Below are 15,857 nucleotides of genomic sequence, written 5' to 3'. Positions count from 1 at the left end.
TGTGACCGCCCCTGATTCAGACTCCGACTCAGAACCCAACGAGATTGCCGCGCTGTTCGACGTGACGTCCGACTCCGTCGGTGACGAACATGTCGAACAGGTACTTTCCGAATTCGGCCTCGGCGCAACGGAGATCACGCAGACCGCGGCCCGCATCCGGGCCAGTCGGTCGGAATTCCGCCGACTGCGCCGTCGCGAGAACGAATTGGCGGTCCTCTACTCGAGTGCGCGTGAACTCGCGCAAGTTCGCGACGTGGACACTCTGCTCCAGCGACTCGTCAACCGAGCACACGACATCATGGGCACCGACGTCACGTACCTCTCCGAGTTCGATGTGGTCACCCGAGATCTGAATGTTCGAAAGACAGCAGGCGCCGTCTCGCCGGAACTACAGCATTTGCAGGTTCCCGCCGGCGCGGGACTGGTCAGTGCGATTGCCGAATCTCGAGCAGCCCAATGGGTTCAGAACTACAACGACTACACGCAGTCGCGTCACGACGAGGTGGTCGACGCCGCGATAGTCGCCGAAGGTCTGGTGGCGATTCTCGGCGTGCCGATGCTCTCGGACGGCCAGATCCTCGGAGTCCTGTTTGCCGCCGACCGCCGGGAACGACGATTTACTGCCGATCAGATAGCCCTGCTCTCGGCGCTGGCGGATCATGCCTCGGTGGTCCTGCAAACCGCGCGGGCGCTCGACCGCGCCGAGGAATCCGCCGCCGAGACCGGGCGAGCACTCGACGAACTGCGGGAGCACGTGTCCGCGCGCGACAAGTCGAACATCGTCCACCAGGATCTGATCCACGCCGTTCTCCGTGGCGGCGGATACGCCCAGGTTGCACGAACCCTCAGCAGCGCACTCGAGCGCGGCACCGTCGTGGTCGACAGTGAGCTACGCCCTCTGGTCAAATCCTCGGGCGAGCAGATCACGACGGTGCCGTTGTCTCTACCTCGCGCCGTGTCCGAGGCCATCGACCAGAGTCGCCGAAGCGGCCGATGCACGTTTGTCGCCGATGACAGTGAAACCGTGATCCAACTCGTCAGCGCCATCACCGCCGGCGAATCATTCCTCGGGGCCATCTTGCTGAATCGTTCGGACGCGCCGATCGGACCTGTCGAACTCAGGACCGTGGAACGGGCCGCTCAGGTTACTGCGATCCTCGTGTTGCAACACACGGCGGCGGCAGCAGCGGATCGGCGCGCACGTGACGAACTGGTCGCCGATCTGTTGAGCACTGCGCCCGAGCGCAGGCGCGATCTCGAACGTCGGACCCGCAACCTCGGCATCTCCCTCGGCGAACTCGATACCGTCCTCGTGGTGTCGGTTGCTCCGGAACTCCGCACCGCTGCGCTCCGCGCAATCGGGCAGAGTTTGCCGGTCGGGGCTTTGGCGTCGCAGCACGCCGGATTGATCGCGGTGGTCTCACGCTCGGGGAACCCGGCAGCCGCGGCGACCGTCGTCCACCGCCAGATCACCGGTTCGGTGGGACCTCACGCCGTGGTGATTGCGCCGGCAACGGCGGAGCGTCCCGAAGACCTCCCGGCGCGCTTCACCTCTGCCCTGCGTACTGCTCGCCTGCTCTCGGCGTTGGGCAAGACCGACGGCGCGGTCACGACGGCGTCGTATCTGCCGTACACCGTTCTGTTCGGCGAAAATCCGGAATCACTTCATCAGTTCATCGACGACGTGATCGGCCCGGTACTCGCCTACGACCGCGACAAGGACACCGATCTCACTGCGACCGTGCGCGCCCTCGTGCGCAACGAAGGAAGCCCGACCAAGGCTGCCCGCGCCCTCAACTATCACCCGAACACCGTCATTCAGCGTCTCGAACGCATCCGCACGCTCCTCGGTCACTCGTGGCGTGAAGACGAGAACTTCTTTCGGGTGTCCATGGCGACGAGGCTCGACGAGCTTCGGCAAGTGGGCGCCGAAGAGGCCGGGGGTGAGACCGTCGACAAAGACGGTGGTGCATGACACTACAATTTCGACCGATCGATGTGCCCTGAGCACGTGGCCTGGCAGCCATCACCCTCCCTACTGTGAAGCGGAGCACAGAATCACTTCAGGAGGACCACCCCCCGTGTCAATCAACAGCCGGTCTATCAATAGCCGTATCGCCAATTTCCGGTCCTACGATGTCGCCGCACGGCGCGCCGAGATCGTCCGCCAGACGGACCTGACCGAAGCAGACATCGCGGTCTACGACGCTGCCGACGGTCTCACCATCGATCAGGCCGATCGCATGGTCGAGAACGTAGTCGGTGTCATCGGCATCCCGGTCGGCGTCGCCACCAACTTCACGATCAACGGCACGGACTACCTGATCCCTCTCGCCACCGAGGAGCCGTCGGTAGTCGCAGCCGCGAGTAACGCTGCCCGCATCGCACGCGGACTCGGCGGCTTTCACGTCTCGAGCACCCCGCCGATCATGCAGGCCCAGATACAACTCGTCGACGTCGTGGATCCGGCGGCCGCCCGAATCCGACTCCTCGAGGCTCGCGAGGAAATCATTGCACTCTCCAACGAGCAGGACCCGAAGTTGGTCAGCGTCGGCGGTGGTGTGAAGGACATTTCGGTTCGCATCGTCCCTTCGGACAAGGCCACCTACGTGGTCCTCCATCTTCATGTCGACGTACGAGATGCCATGGGCGCCAACGCCGTCAACACGATGGCCGAGGCAATCGCGGATCGAGTCGCCGAGATCGGCGGCGGACACGTCGTCCTGCGCATTCTCACCAACAAGGCCGATCTGCGGCTGACGCGCGTGCGCGCCGTGTTCGACGCCGAATTGATCGGCGGCCCAGAGGTTGTGGACAACCTGATCCATGCCGCGCGCTTGGCGGAGCTGGATCCCTACCGCGCCGCGACGCACAACAAGGGCATCATGAACGGCATCAGCGCCGTAGTGCTGGCTACCGGAAATGACACGCGCGCAGTCGAAGCCGGATGCCACTCCCATGCAGTCAACGCCGACGGAATCTACTCCTCGCTCTCGCATTTCGAGAAGAATGCCGACGGAAACATCGTCGCCACCCTCGAGCTGCCCATGCCGGTCGGCCTCGTCGGCGGGGCCACCAAAGTGCACCCCGTAGCGCAGGCCGCAATCAAGATGCTCGGCGTCGAGAGCGCCGAGGAACTCGCCGGCATCATCCTGGCAGTCGGTCTGGCGCAGAACCTGGCCGCTGTCCGCGTTCTGGCCAGTGAAGGTGTCCAACGCGGACACATGGGACTGCACGCCCGCAACATCGCTGCCACCGCCGGAGCGCAGAAGAGCGAGATCGACGCCGTGGTCGCACGCCTGATCGCGGACAAGAGCATTCGCGTCGAACATGCCGAGAAGGTTCTCGCCGAGATCCGCGGCGGAAACTGACGACAATGACCGAAACAGTTGCAGGATCACCAGTGTGGAAGCCGGCGCCTCATCGAGTGCCGGCGCCGGGACTACCGACCTCGGTCCGGATCTACGAAGTCGGGCCACGCGACGGACTTCAAGCAGAGACGGCGGTGATCCCGACCGAGACGAAAGCCCAGTTCATCGAACGCCTCGTCGCGGCCGGTTCCCGCACTGTCGAATTGACGAGCTTCGTCTCACCTCGATGGATCCCGCAACTCGCGGACGCGGAAGAATTGATGGATCGGCTGCACCTGCCGGACTCGGTACGTACGGTCGTTCTTGTCCCGAACCGCAAGGGTCTCGAGCGGGCCGTTGCCGCCGGAGCGCGCGAAGTTGCAGTATTCGTCAGCGCTACAGAGGAATTCGCTAAACGAAACCTCAACTCGACGGTAGACGGCGCTATAGCCGCGGCCACCGAGGTCACTGCCGCCGCAAGAGCTCTGGGACTTCCCGTCCGCGGCTACATCTCGATGTGCTTCGGCGACCCTTGGGAAGGCACTGTGCCCGTCGAACGAGTCGCCGACATCGCGAAGACCCTGGTCGACAGCGGTGTCACGTCACTCTCACTCGGCGACACCATCGGCGTCGGCACACCTGGCCATGTGCTCGCCTTACTCGACGCCCTCCGAGAACGTGGCATCCCCACATCGCAGATCGCCATGCACTTTCACGACACCTACGGCCAGGCGCTGTCGAACGTCTATGCGTCGTTGACCGCTGGAGTATCCGAATTCGACAGTTCAGCAGGTGGTCTCGGACGGTGCCCGTACGCCAAGGGCGCGACCGGGAATCTCGCCACCGAGGACCTGGTGTGGATGCTCCACGGCCTCGGGATCGACACCGGCATCGACCTGGATTCCCTTACCGACACAAGTAGTTGGATGGCCGAACAGATCGGACACTCGAGTCCGTCCCGAGTCGTCACCGCCCTCCGCGCAGCACGTACCTGACACTCGCACGCAAGCCCCTCCCTGTACGACCCCCTGCCATGCATGACACTGGAGAAGACTGATGTCACCACCGCAGTCGGCAACGACGCCGACCACCACAACCGCGCCGACCGATCAGCAGACATACCTCGAAGTCTGGGGCGACACTGTCAACGGTCGACACCTCGCGATCTCCGTCGCAGTCGGCAGTGTCGTGGGCGCCTCGGCTCTGCTTGCGGCCCAGTCGCTGTTCGAACGGGTCGTCAGCGAACCCTCGTTGGCCCAGGCGTACAGCCTGCTGGTCGGGATCGCGGCCTGCCTGCTCGCCGGCGTCGTCTGCGGAATCTTCATCAAGCCGAAGCGGATAGTCGCCTTGGCCGCCGCCGACGCGGAGTCGATCGACGGTGTCATCACGACGATGAGTGAGCAGCGTCAGGGTCTGGGCACTCTCGCCGACATTCCGGAGCAGAGCCGACAGGAACTTCGCGAACTAGGTCTGTACGACCACTTCGCCGCTGCCGAGGCCGAGCACGCACAGGCCTCGAAGACATCGCCCTCGAACCCGCCGAAGGACGGTGGGCGCGCATGAGTTCGGTTCTGACCAACGAAATTCTCATCGCCGTTCTCTTCGGCATCATCGGTGCTGTCGCGTTCACGTTCATCGGATTGATCTCCGGCACGGACGAGACCGCCACCATCGCACCGCTGACTCTGCTCGTGATTCTGCTCGGCGCTCCCCCGGCGGCAGTCTTCACGTTCTTCCTCTCCGGTGCGATCGCCAAACACATGACGCATGCGGTGCCGACGATGCTGCTGGGCATTCCCGGCGACACGATGGCGATTCCGCTCTTGCCGGAAGCGCAGATGATGCGCTCACTCGGCATCCCGCACATCGCACTCCGCAAGGCGATCTCGGGAGCAGTGATCTCGGCGTTCGTCGCCGTGCCGGTTGCCGTTCTGTTCGCGACCATCCTCGCGCCGTTCGCCGACACCGTTCAGTCGATCGCACCGTGGCTGTTCCTGGTCGCCGCCATCGGCATCGCCTACGCCTCACCAGGCCGTTGGGCCGGGGTGGTCGCCCTCGTTCCGTTTGTCATCTTGATCCTCGGTGCCCGCGCGTTGACGTCGAATTACGATGTGTCGCTGAACATCAGCTACTTCCTGGCCATTGCGGTCGGGCCGCTGATCGCCGACCTCGCGCTGACCCTGGGGCCGTCGAGCCGCAAGGACATGGAACGCAGCGAACCCAAGACCGTGGCACTGGCCCCGGACATCAAAGGATGGAAGGGATACTTCCCCAATCCTCTGAAGGTCCTCGATCGCAAGCAGATCGGTTACACCGCAGCCGCTTCCACGGTGTCGAGCGCAACATTCGTTTTCAGCCCTGTCGCCATGACAGTTCTGATGGGTGAGCTGGTAGGTGCGCGGATCAAGAACGGCTATCACCGACTGACCACCATGGTCTCGGCAAAGAACGGTACGACGGAATCCACCTACATCGCGGAAACCCTCATCCCTCTCGTGGCCTTCGGCCTTCCGCTCAGCCCGCTGGCAGCAGGTCCCGCGGCCCCTCTGTTCAACGCTCCGCCGGTCTTCGAGACCAATCAGGAAACCGGAGTGATCAACAATCTCTCCACGTACCTGACGCAGTGGGAGTTCCTGCTCTACGGACTGCTCGCAGTGGTCACGGCAACGGTCATCGCGTACCCGTTTGCCATGAACTACGCGTACCGCGCTGCGTCAGCGGTGGTCAAGCACATCAGTCACGAAGCTGTGATCGCGGTGTTCACGGGACTGGTTGTGGTCATCAGTATCTGGGAGGGCGGCATCCTCGGGCTTCTGATCACCGTGACGGTCGGCCTGGTCGGTGGCCTTCTCGGGCGCCTGTTCAAGATTCACGGCGGTGTTCTGTTCATGGGTTACTACGTGGCGCTGTTCAGTGTTCCTGCCCTGATCAATCTGTTCTGATTCGCTGGATTCCACCAACACGTGCGGACCCGCAAGAATGCGGGTCCGCACGTGTTTCTTCAGCTACCGACCGTGAGCGCCACGGTTCGATTCCGGTCCAGCTTCTTCGCTCGGTACAACGCCTCGTCGGCGCAATCGACCAATTGCGTCAGGTCTGCGTCGCCGTGGGGTGAACATGCGACGCCGATGCTGACCGTCGGCCCGAGTTCACCCAACACCGCCGACGAATTCTCCGCTTGTGCGCGTCGAATCATCTCGGCCGTTTCGGTCGCACCCTCGAGATCGACGCCGGCCATCAGTACGACGAACTCCTCACCGCCCAACCGGGCGAAGAGATGCTTGTCATCGAGGTTCCGCCGCACCTGATCGGCAAAACTCACCAACGCGGTATCGCCGGCGCGATGACCGAGGTTGTCGTTCACCATCTTGAAGTGATCCAGATCCATCATCAGGACGCTCACCGGACGACCAGAGTGGCGACGCGGATCGGGCGCACCCGTCACGCTGCCGCCTCGCCGCAAGAACTCGTCCCGGCGCAACGCACCGGTGAGATCGTCGTGGGTGACGGCCTGTGTGAGTGCCTCGAGCGCGCGGCGGCGCTCGAGGATCACACACGCCACCGCGATCGGCGCTACCGCCAGCAACGACAATCCGATCTGGACGGACGCACTGACGGGCGAGACGCCTTCGCTGGACAATCCGAGATGCCCGTCGGCCGTCAGTACCAACGTCCAGGCAGTTGATGCGGCGGTGAGCACCGACGTGACAAAGACATTGGTGAGCAAAGCGGCAGTCACCAGCGCCGGCATGGCAAACGCGATCGCTCCGGCGCCGCCGATCACCCACTCCAAGATGATGCAGATGGCCAGCAGCGCTGTCGGAACAACTGATCGACGCAGAAGTGTGGCAACAGCTTTCGGGTCTCGATCCACCCGCCGAAGCGAAGGGAAAGTCAGCACCAACGGGACGATGGTCATGTAGTTGACGAACTCACTCGAGAACCAGAGCAACCAGCCGTCCCACCACTGCCCGCCGAACAGCACGCGGTTCGCGATTCCGCCCACGAGCGCCGCCATCGACGCGGCGACGACAGTCATCGACACGAGATAGCCGACGGACTGAATACTGGTCAGTCGACGATCGTCGCCGCCCACCCAGCGGAAGGCGTAAAAGCCACTCGCAACACCGACGATGTTGGCCGCGTTGAGCCACACCGTGGACTGCCACGCCCCGCCCGTGATGAGGTCGGCTCCAACGTAGCCGGCTGCAGCGCAGATCCAGGTGAGCGGTGTGGCCGAGCGCGGCGATCGAAAGAGAATCCCGAGAAGCAGCGCATTGGCCGGCCAGAAGACAGCAAGCGTGCCCGGTAGGCGGCTCAGAATTCCGACCAGGCACGAGACGAAGACGACTACGCCGATAAGCAGTGCGCGACGTACGGCCGATGACGACAACGACTTTTCGACCGTGCTCACCACCTACATTCGACTGACCTACTCACAATTCGCCCCACTGTGCCTTGGCTATCGATGCAGACAAATCGGATGTTACGGCGTCAGTTGGCCAAAGGAGACTTACCGAGCGCGCCCGAAGCGGTCTGAGCAAACTCTTGGACACTCTCGCTGCCACTTCCCGCAGGCATCAACCCGAGAAGGGGAACACCACTGACCGAGACAAGATCCTCGCGATTGCATCTCTCGGCGAGGTCCGGTTCCTGCGGCCACGAACCGATCACCAACCCGGCGCATTCCACACCGGATGCACCCAGCGCTTCCACGGTCAGAGCGGTGTGATTTAGCGTGCCCAGGCCGGACGCAACCACCAGCACTACCGGTGCTGCCAGAGCTGCGGCGAGATCGCGCGCGGTGAACCCGTCCACCCCCAACCGAACCAACAAGCCGCCGGCACCTTCGATCAGGGTCAAGTCGTGGGTAGTGTCCAGGTCGCGAGCAACTCGGACTACGTCGTCGAGCGCCAACAACGGGAGACCACTTCGACGTGCAGCAGTATCCGGCGCCAAAGGTTCGGGATACCGCGCCAACTCGACCAGCGTCATGCCGCCACCGGTCAGACGCTCGATCTCGGCCAGATCACCCGCACCGTCCACGTCGACGCCGGTCTGGGCCGGTTTGAGCACTGCAACCGACTTGCCCGACTGCAAGGCCACCGATGCCAATGCGGCTGTCACCACTGTTTTTCCGACGTCGGTCGACGTTCCGGTCACCAGGAAAATGCTCATGCTCGGGCACCGGCCAAGACGCCGCGCAGTACGAGAGCGATCTGCTCCATCTCGGATGCGGACAGCGTCGCTCGTGCGGTCAGACGCAGCCGTGACGTTCCTTCCGGAACCGACGGCGGGCGGAAGCAACCGACATGCAACCCCTGGTCCCGGCACGCCGACGCGGCATCGAACGCCCGTTGCGGATCGCCGAGAACGACCGAGACGACAGCAGATTCAGGCGACGGCGCACCGGTGACGTCGGCGAGTTCGGATGCCCGGGCCAGGACGTCGAGCGCTCGCGTCGGCTCGCGCTGGAGTACGGCGAGTGCAGCTCTGGCCGCGCCGACAGCGGCGGGAGCGAGACCGGTGTCGAAGATGAACGTTCGTGCCGCGTCGATGAGATGCGCGCGAATCTTGTTGTCTCCGAGTACAACTCCGCCCTGGCTGGCGAGCGACTTGGACAGCGTTGCCGTCACGACGACGTCAGGTTCACCCGCCAGGCCCGACTCGTGGACGAGTCCACGTCCACCGGCACCGCGCACACCGATGCCATGCGCCTCGTCGACCAGCAGGATCGCCCCGTACTCGCGGCACACCTGATGCATCTCCCGCAGCGGCGCGAGGTCTCCGTCGGCGCTGAAGACCGAATCCGTGACGACCAGCGCTCGCTCTTCCACTCTGCTGCGCAACGTGTCGGCGAGAAAGCTCACGTCCGAATGCGGAGCTACCGCAACCCGGGCACGTGACAGGCGGCAGGCATCCACGAGTGAGGCATGCGATCCCGCATCGGAGACGATCAACGATCCGGGACCCGAGAGCGCCGTCACCGCGCCGAGATTGGCTGTGTAGCCGGAAGAGAAGACCAGTCCGGAGTCCGCCCCGACGAACTCGGCCAGTTCGACTTCGAGCAGTTCGTGTTCGGTGGTGGTGCCGGTGACCAGACGCGAACCCGTGGCGCCCGCGCCCCAACGGCGCAGAGCCGCCGTTGCACCCTCGATCACGTCGGGGTGCCGCACGAGTCCGAGATAATCGTTCGACGCCAGGTCGATCAACGGGGAGTCGACCGTGCGAGGACGGAGTTCGCGGCGCAGTCCAGCGGCCCTACGGTCCGCTTCGACGGCAGTGAGCCAATTCAGCGAGGTGTTCACTTTTCCGACCATACTTGAACACCGTTCAACTCAATGGTTAGGGTGCATCCGTGCTCACAACCGGACTTGATCCCCATGACGTCTCCGCCATCGATGCCGATGTCCTCTGGCATCCGTACGGATCATTTCCCGCGTCGACTCGTCCGCTGATCGTCGACTCTGCCCAGGGGGCTACCCTCACGCTCTCCGACGGCCGCCGACTGGTCGACGGAATGAGCTCGTGGTGGGCCGCCATTCACGGATACCGCAATCCCGTGCTCGACACTGCTGCTGCACGGCAGCTGGGCAAGATGAGTCATGTCATGTTCGGCGGACTGACGCACGAACCCGCCGCTCGCCTTGGGCGACTGCTCGTCGACATCACACCACCTCACCTCGACAAGGTGTTCCTCTCCGACTCCGGTTCGGTGGCCGTCGAAGTAGCAGTCAAGATGTGCCTGCAGTACTGGCGGAGCCTCGGAAAACCGTCGAAAAATCGTTTGATGACCTGGCGCGGTGGATATCACGGCGACACATTCACCCCCATGAGCGTCTGCGACCCCGACGGCGGCATGCACTCTCTCTGGACCGACGTCCTTCGCCCTCAGGTCTTCGCGCAGACTCCCCCGGCGGACTATCTCCCCGAATACGTGCAGGAGTTGGAAACGCTGCTGGCCGAGCATCACGAGGACCTCGCCGCGGTGATCGTCGAACCGGTAGTCCAAGGCGCCGGCGGAATGCGTTTCCACGACCCCGCGTACCTGATCGACCTACGTAACCTCTGCGACAAATACCAAGTCCTCCTGGTCTTCGACGAGATCGCGACCGGATTCGGACGCACCGGTGAACTGTTCGCCGCCGATCATGCCGGCGTCAGTCCCGACGTCATGTGCATCGGCAAGGCACTGACCGGCGGGTACATGAGTCTGGCGGCAACGCTGTGCACCACGGAGATCGCAGAGACCATCACTGCCGGCGAGGGCGGCGGACTGATGCACGGCCCCACCTTCATGGGCAATCCACTCGCGTGCGCTGTCGCGGTCGCGTCGACCGAACTTCTGCTCGCAATGGACTGGCGGCGTGACGTCGCAACCCTCGAACGTGGCCTCACTCGCGGCCTCGCCGAAGCCGTCACAATTCCCGGGGTGGTGGATGTTCGAGTCAAAGGCGGAATCGGGGTGATCGAACTCGAGCAGCCGGTCGAGATGCAGAGCGCCACCGATGCGGCCGTCGACGCCGGGGTCTGGCTTCGACCGTTCCGCAACCTCGTGTACGCGATGCCTCCGTACCTGTGTTCGGACGCGGAGGTGGAACAGATCACAGCCGGAATGCTTGCAACCGCCCGCAGCCAGGCGAAACGGTGATCAGCGGCGTAGACAGTCGACAAGATTCGATCGGCTGCACCCGATAGGGTCTGATTCATGGATCAACCGCCGAGCGCGCCCTCAGCCACTCCCATCCCGGTATGGCCTGGCAGTGCGTACCCACTCGGTGCCACCTACGACGGCGCGGGGACCAATTTCTCGCTCTTCTCCGAGGTCGCCGAAGCCGTCGAACTGTGCCTGATCGCCAAGGACGGCACCGAAACCCGCATTCGGATGGACGAGGTCGACGGTTACGTCTGGCATGCGTACCTTCCGTCCGTGTCCCCCGGCCAGCGATACGGCTACCGCGTGCACGGGCCGTACGATCCGGCTGCAGGTCTGCGCTGCGATCCGAGCAAACTCCTGCTGGACCCGTACGGAAAAGCGTTCGACGGAGACTTCGACGGAGATCGTTCACTGTTCTCGTACGACGTCGAGTCGGCGGCGGACCCCGAACCTGCTGGAGACGACGAAACTCCTGCCGTGGAGCCGGAAGAAGCCACCGACGAAACGAGTTCGGAGGCCGAATCGGGCGAGGTGGGCCTCGAAGACGAGTCACCCACGGACGATCAGGAATCGGACGAGAGCCTCGACCCAGAACCCTTCGATCCCGAACCGCTCGTCGACGAACCCGCTACCATCCCTTTCCCCCAACATGATTCGCTCGGTCACACGATGTCGACCGTCGTCATCAATCCGTTCTTCGACTGGGCATCCGACCGCTCGCCGAAGCGTCCGTACCACGAGACGGTCATCTACGAAGCGCACGTCAAGGGTATGACCGCGACGCACCCCGGAGTTCCGGAGGAATTGCGCGGCACTTACGCCGGACTCGCGCATCCGGTGATCATCGAGCACCTCACCAATCTGGGTGTCACGGCGATCGAACTGATGCCGGTCCATCAGTTCATGCACGACCAGGTGCTGCTCGATCAGGGACTGCGAAACTACTGGGGCTACAACACCTTCGGCTTTCTTGCTCCACATACCGACTACTCCTCGGCCGCCAAACCCGATGCGGCCGTGGCGGAATTCAAGGCAATGGTGCGCAGTTTCCACCAGGCGGGTATCGAGGTGATCCTCGACGTGGTCTACAACCACACCGCCGAGGGCAACCACATGGGGCCGACCATCAGCTTCCGCGGAATCGACAACGCCGCCTACTACCGACTGGTCGACGGCGACGAAGCGCACTACATGGACTACACCGGAACGGGCAACAGCCTCAATGCCCGTCATCCGCACACCCTGCAATTGATCATGGACTCGCTGCGGTACTGGGTCACCGAAATGCATGTCGACGGTTTCCGCTTCGACCTGGCCTCCACACTCGCCCGTGAACTGCACGACGTGGACCGCCTTTCCGCCTTCTTCGATCTGGTGCAACAGGATCCGATCGTCAGTCAGGTGAAACTGATCGCCGAACCGTGGGACGTCGGCGAAGGCGGTTACCAGGTCGGCAACTTCCCAGGCCTGTGGACCGAATGGAACGGTAAGTACCGCGATACCGTCCGCGACTACTGGCGTGGTGAGCCGGCAACGCTGGGCGAGTTCGCTTCCCGCCTCACCGGATCCTCTGATCTCTACGAGGCGACCGGACGTCGCCCCGGCGCGAGCATCAATTTTGTCATCGCCCACGACGGTTTCACCCTGCACGACCTCGTCTCGTACAACGAGAAGCACAACGAAGCCAACGGCGAGAACAACAACGATGGCGAATCGCACAACCGATCCTGGAACTGCGGCGTCGAAGGCCCCACAGACGACCCGGAAATCCTCGAACTGCGTGGACGTCAGAGCCGAAACATCCTGGCTACGCTGATGCTCAGCCAGGGCACCCCGATGCTTGCCCACGGCGACGAGATGGGCCGAACTCAGCAGGGTAACAACAACGTTTACTGCCAGGATTCGGAACTGTCATGGATGGATTGGGCTCTCGCAGAAACCAATGCGGACCTCGTCGAGTTCACCAAGCGCGCAATTGCCTTGCGCGCCAAGAACCCGGTCTTCCGGCGTCGTCGATTCTTCGAGGGCCGACCCATTCGAAGTGGCGATCAGGGCCGAGACATCGCGTGGCTCACGCCGTCGGGCGAGGAGATGACTCCGGCCGACTGGGACAGCGGTTTCGGTAAGTCGTTGGCCGTCTTTCTCAACGGCGACGCGATCCCGGAACCGAACTACCGCGGCGAGCGTGTCACGGGAGATTCGTTCCTCCTGTGTTTCAACGCTCACTACGAAGATCTCGAATTCTCCACCCCCAACGCGGACTACGCGTCGGAGTGGACCGTCGTACTCGACACCTCGGTCCCCACTGGTGAGAGCGATACCGTGATCAAGGCCGGAACAACATTGGATGTAAAAGCGCGAGCATTGACGGTACTTCGCAGAACCGCCTGAGGGAGACGTGCACATGGCCCCGATAACCAGCACCTACCGACTGCAATTGCGACCGGATGCATTCACTCTTCGTGATGCGGCCGCACAGGTGGACTACTTCGAGGCATTGGGGGTCTCACATCTTTATCTCTCCCCCATCCTCACTGCGACGTCCGGGTCGACGCACGGCTACGACGTCACCGATCCGACAACCGTGTCCGAAGGACTTGGTGGCCGCGAGGCTTTGGTGGAGCTCTCACGCGCGGTTCGATCACGTGGGATGGGCCTGATCGTCGATCTGGTCCCCAACCATGTCGGTGTCGCCAAACCTCGCGAAAATGCTTGGTGGTGGGACGTTCTCACGCACGGGCAGTCGTCGGAGTACGCGGACTTCTTCGACATCGACTGGGCAGACGACAACGGGGCCAACGGCAAAATCTCGCTCCCGGTGCTGGGCAGCCAGGACGATCTCGACGCACTGACTGTCGAGAAGGATGGTGAGGAAACACTTCTCGCGTTCTACGAGCACCGCTTCCCTGTCGCCTCCGGCACCGAATTCGGATCTCCACAGGAGGTCCACTCCAGGCAGTCGTACCGACTCGTACCGTGGAACGCCGGAATCATCAACTACCGACGGTTCTTTGCCGTCAACGAACTCGCTGCACTGCGCCAAGAGGACCCCAAAGTCTTCGAACTCTGCCATCGGCAATTGAAGTCGTGGGTCGATGAAGGACTGATCGACGGCGTTCGCATCGATCACCCGGACGGACTCGCCGATCCGGCGGAGTATCTGGGGCGCCTGCGGGAACTGATTGGACCAGATCAGTGGCTCGTGATCGAAAAGATCCTCGGCCATACGGAACCACTCGATCCGCTGCTCCCGATCGACGGCACCACCGGATACGACGCACTCAATCAACTGGGCGGCATTTTCGTCGATCCCGCCGCCGAACTCGAATTGACCGAACTCTCCGCAGATCTGACCGGCGACGACGGGGACAGTACGTGGTTGCATCACACCGAACGTCAGTTCAAACGCGACACCGGGCGCGGTGACCTTGCACCCGAGGTTCGCAGGCTCGTGCGCGCAATCCGACGCGAAACCGGAAGTCGTTGCAGTGAGACCGAACTGAACGACGCAGTCGTCGTCGCGATCGCTCGGATGCCGGTCTATCGATCCGACTACAGTCCGCTCGCCGGTTTGGCCGCTCACATCGTCGGCGACATGCACGAACTGGCTCCTGGGCATGAAGCAGCGTTCAACGTGCTGGCGCAATCCCTGGTGAACGGCGGTGAAGCGGCGGTTCGCTTCCAGCAGGTGTGCGGCGCCGTCATGGCTAAGTCCGTCGAAGATCGACTCTTCTATCGGACGGCGCGACTGGTCTCACGTCAGGAAGTCGGCGGCAACCCGGCATCACTTGCCGTCTCCGTCGCCGAATTCCATCTCCACAACGCGGACCGAGCGAAGCGGTGGCCGCGGGCGATGACGAGTCTGTCCACTCACGACACCAAACGCGGCGAGGACGTGCGGGCACGGATCGGTGTTGTGTCTCAGGTGCCGACCCTGTGGTCCCGGCTGATTCGCGACTGGGAAAACGTCTGCCCCAGCCCTGATCCGCTGACCGGATTGTTCTTGTGGCAGAACATCATCGGCGTGTGGCCGGCGGACGGCCGCTCGGCAGCCTCGGTTCCAGAGCTGCGCGAGCGTTTACACGCCTATGCGGAGAAAGCCGTCCGCGAGTCCGGCGCCAGGACTTCCTGGAACGATCCGGACGTCGGCTTCGAGTCGGCAGTGCACCGCTGGATCGACGAGGTGTTCGACGGACCTGTCGCTGATTCGGTCAGCGAATTCGTCGGCCGGATCGCGCGTCACGGCTGGGCGGACTCTCTGGGCCAAAAGCTGCTCCAACTCCTCGGGCCCGGCGTTCCCGACGTCTACCAGGGCACGGAGCTGTGGGAGGACTCGCTGGTCGACCCGGACAACCGGCGCGTTGTCGACTACGGAACGAGGCGATCACTGCTCGAATCCGGCGCCGCGCCGATCGACGCGACAGGAACCGCAAAGTTGCACCTCGTTCGCACGGCACTGACACTGCGGCGGGAGAACCCCTCGTGGTTCGATCACGGTGAGTACCGGCCCATCTTCGCTTCAGGTTCCGGATCCGGTCATCTGGTCGGCTTCTCGCGCGGCCCGGCAGGTGATCCGCCCATGGTCGTTGCTCTGGCGACGCGACATTCGCTCGGACTCTCGTCGCACGGCTGGCGAGACACCCGAATCGACCTTCCCGAAGGCGAATGGCTCGACGCACTGAGCGGACAACCCGTCACGTCCGCAGATGCGCGCGATGTCTTCGCCGACGGACCATGTGCCCTGTTGACCAGGGTGTGCTGAGCGGTTTCCGCTGACTGGACATTCACCCCCGAAAAGAACTTCGTCGCGCTAACTTCCGAAGAGCAGATCGTCACCACTATTCGGAGGT

At 63.2% G+C, this 15,857-nt stretch carries 11 protein-coding genes; 8 read left to right on the top strand and 3 right to left on the bottom strand.

Features of this window, described 5'->3' with window-relative positions; all coding sequences use genetic code 11:
• Position 1: 1 nt before the first annotated feature.
• The 5 genes from B0E55_RS26380 (at position 2) to B0E55_RS26360 (ending at position 6,292) form a co-directional block, all read left to right on the top strand.
• Entirely contained in the window at positions 2 to 1,975 is a 1,974-nt protein-coding gene (locus B0E55_RS26380) for a helix-turn-helix domain-containing protein (RefSeq protein WP_080910827.1), read from the top strand.
• 106 nt (positions 1,976 to 2,081) lie between these two features.
• The gene (locus tag B0E55_RS26375) at positions 2,082 to 3,371 is read left to right on the top strand and encodes a hydroxymethylglutaryl-CoA reductase, degradative (RefSeq protein WP_080910803.1); all 1,290 of its coding nucleotides are present in this window, start codon (positions 2,082 to 2,084) and stop codon (positions 3,369 to 3,371) included.
• Positions 3,372 to 3,376: 5 nt separating this feature from the next.
• Positions 3,377 to 4,345 carry a hydroxymethylglutaryl-CoA lyase gene (locus B0E55_RS26370; RefSeq protein ID WP_080910802.1) on the top strand — a complete coding sequence of 323 codons (969 nt, stop codon included), beginning with the start codon at positions 3,377 to 3,379 and terminating at the stop codon, positions 4,343 to 4,345.
• Between the two features lie 61 nt (positions 4,346 to 4,406).
• On the top strand, positions 4,407 to 4,913 hold the full coding sequence (locus B0E55_RS26365; RefSeq protein WP_019748825.1) for a hypothetical protein: 507 nt from the start codon (positions 4,407 to 4,409) through the stop codon (positions 4,911 to 4,913).
• A complete protein-coding gene (locus B0E55_RS26360) occupies positions 4,910 to 6,292 on the top strand; it encodes a tripartite tricarboxylate transporter permease (RefSeq protein WP_003941745.1) in 1,383 nt (460 codons plus the stop codon). The genes B0E55_RS26365 and B0E55_RS26360 overlap by 4 nt, the downstream gene beginning before the upstream one ends.
• Positions 6,293 to 6,351: 59 nt before the next feature.
• Here B0E55_RS26360 and B0E55_RS26355 read toward each other — a convergent pair whose 3' ends face one another.
• From B0E55_RS26355 to B0E55_RS26345, 3 genes are all read right to left on the bottom strand, one after another.
• Positions 6,352 to 7,764, bottom strand: a complete 1,413-nt coding sequence (locus tag B0E55_RS26355; RefSeq protein WP_241896154.1) for a GGDEF domain-containing protein — start codon at positions 7,762 to 7,764, stop codon at positions 6,352 to 6,354.
• An 80-nt stretch (positions 7,765 to 7,844) separates the two neighbouring features.
• Positions 7,845 to 8,528: a dethiobiotin synthase gene (bioD, locus tag B0E55_RS26350; protein ID WP_080910800.1), complete on the bottom strand. Its 684-nt coding sequence runs from the start codon at positions 8,526 to 8,528 to the stop codon at positions 7,845 to 7,847.
• Positions 8,525 to 9,670 carry an 8-amino-7-oxononanoate synthase gene (locus B0E55_RS26345; RefSeq protein WP_080910799.1) on the bottom strand — a complete coding sequence of 382 codons (1,146 nt, stop codon included), beginning with the start codon at positions 9,668 to 9,670 and terminating at the stop codon, positions 8,525 to 8,527. Before B0E55_RS26345 ends, bioD begins: the two co-directional genes overlap by 4 nt.
• Before the next feature lie 38 nt (positions 9,671 to 9,708).
• Between B0E55_RS26345 and B0E55_RS26340 the strand changes: the two genes are divergently transcribed.
• The 3 genes from B0E55_RS26340 to treY are packed head-to-tail and all read left to right on the top strand — an operon-like array spanning position 9,709 to position 15,769.
• Entirely contained in the window at positions 9,709 to 11,001 is a 1,293-nt protein-coding gene (locus tag B0E55_RS26340; protein WP_080910798.1) for an adenosylmethionine--8-amino-7-oxononanoate transaminase, read from the top strand.
• Positions 11,002 to 11,058: 57 nt separating this feature from the next.
• Complete coding sequence (glgX, locus tag B0E55_RS26335) at positions 11,059 to 13,398, top strand: glycogen debranching protein GlgX (protein ID WP_021333701.1); 2,340 nt, start codon at positions 11,059 to 11,061, stop codon at positions 13,396 to 13,398.
• Positions 13,399 to 13,411: 13 nt separating this feature from the next.
• The gene (treY, locus tag B0E55_RS26330; protein WP_080910797.1) at positions 13,412 to 15,769 is read left to right on the top strand and encodes a malto-oligosyltrehalose synthase; all 2,358 of its coding nucleotides are present in this window, start codon (positions 13,412 to 13,414) and stop codon (positions 15,767 to 15,769) included.
• Positions 15,770 to 15,857: the final 88 nt, after the last annotated feature.

The sequence above is a fragment of the Rhodococcus sp. 66b genome, from assembly GCF_002076325.1.
Lineage (GTDB): Bacteria > Actinomycetota > Actinomycetes > Mycobacteriales > Mycobacteriaceae > Rhodococcus_F > Rhodococcus_F erythropolis.
The sequence above is the reverse complement of the archived record's forward strand: the minus strand, read 5'-3'. Positions and strand labels throughout refer to the sequence as shown.

What these genes read in the sequence shown, in the direction of transcription:
- B0E55_RS26370 (WP_080910802.1), top strand. Translation starts at nt 3,377, where the DNA reads ATGACCGAAACAGTTGCAGGATCACCAGTGTGGAAGCCGGCGCCTCAT.
- B0E55_RS26365 (WP_019748825.1), top strand. Translation starts at nt 4,407, where the DNA reads ATGTCACCACCGCAGTCGGCAACGACGCCGACCACCACAACCGCGCCG.
- B0E55_RS26360 (WP_003941745.1), top strand. Translation starts at nt 4,910, where the DNA reads ATGAGTTCGGTTCTGACCAACGAAATTCTCATCGCCGTTCTCTTCGGC.
- bioD (WP_080910800.1), bottom strand. Translation starts at nt 8,528, where the DNA reads ATGAGCATTTTCCTGGTGACCGGAACGTCGACCGACGTCGGAAAAACA.
- B0E55_RS26345 (WP_080910799.1), bottom strand. Translation starts at nt 9,670, where the DNA reads ATGGTCGGAAAAGTGAACACCTCGCTGAATTGGCTCACTGCCGTCGAA.
- glgX (WP_021333701.1), top strand. Translation starts at nt 11,059, where the DNA reads ATGGATCAACCGCCGAGCGCGCCCTCAGCCACTCCCATCCCGGTATGG.
- treY (WP_080910797.1), top strand. Translation starts at nt 13,412, where the DNA reads ATGGCCCCGATAACCAGCACCTACCGACTGCAATTGCGACCGGATGCA.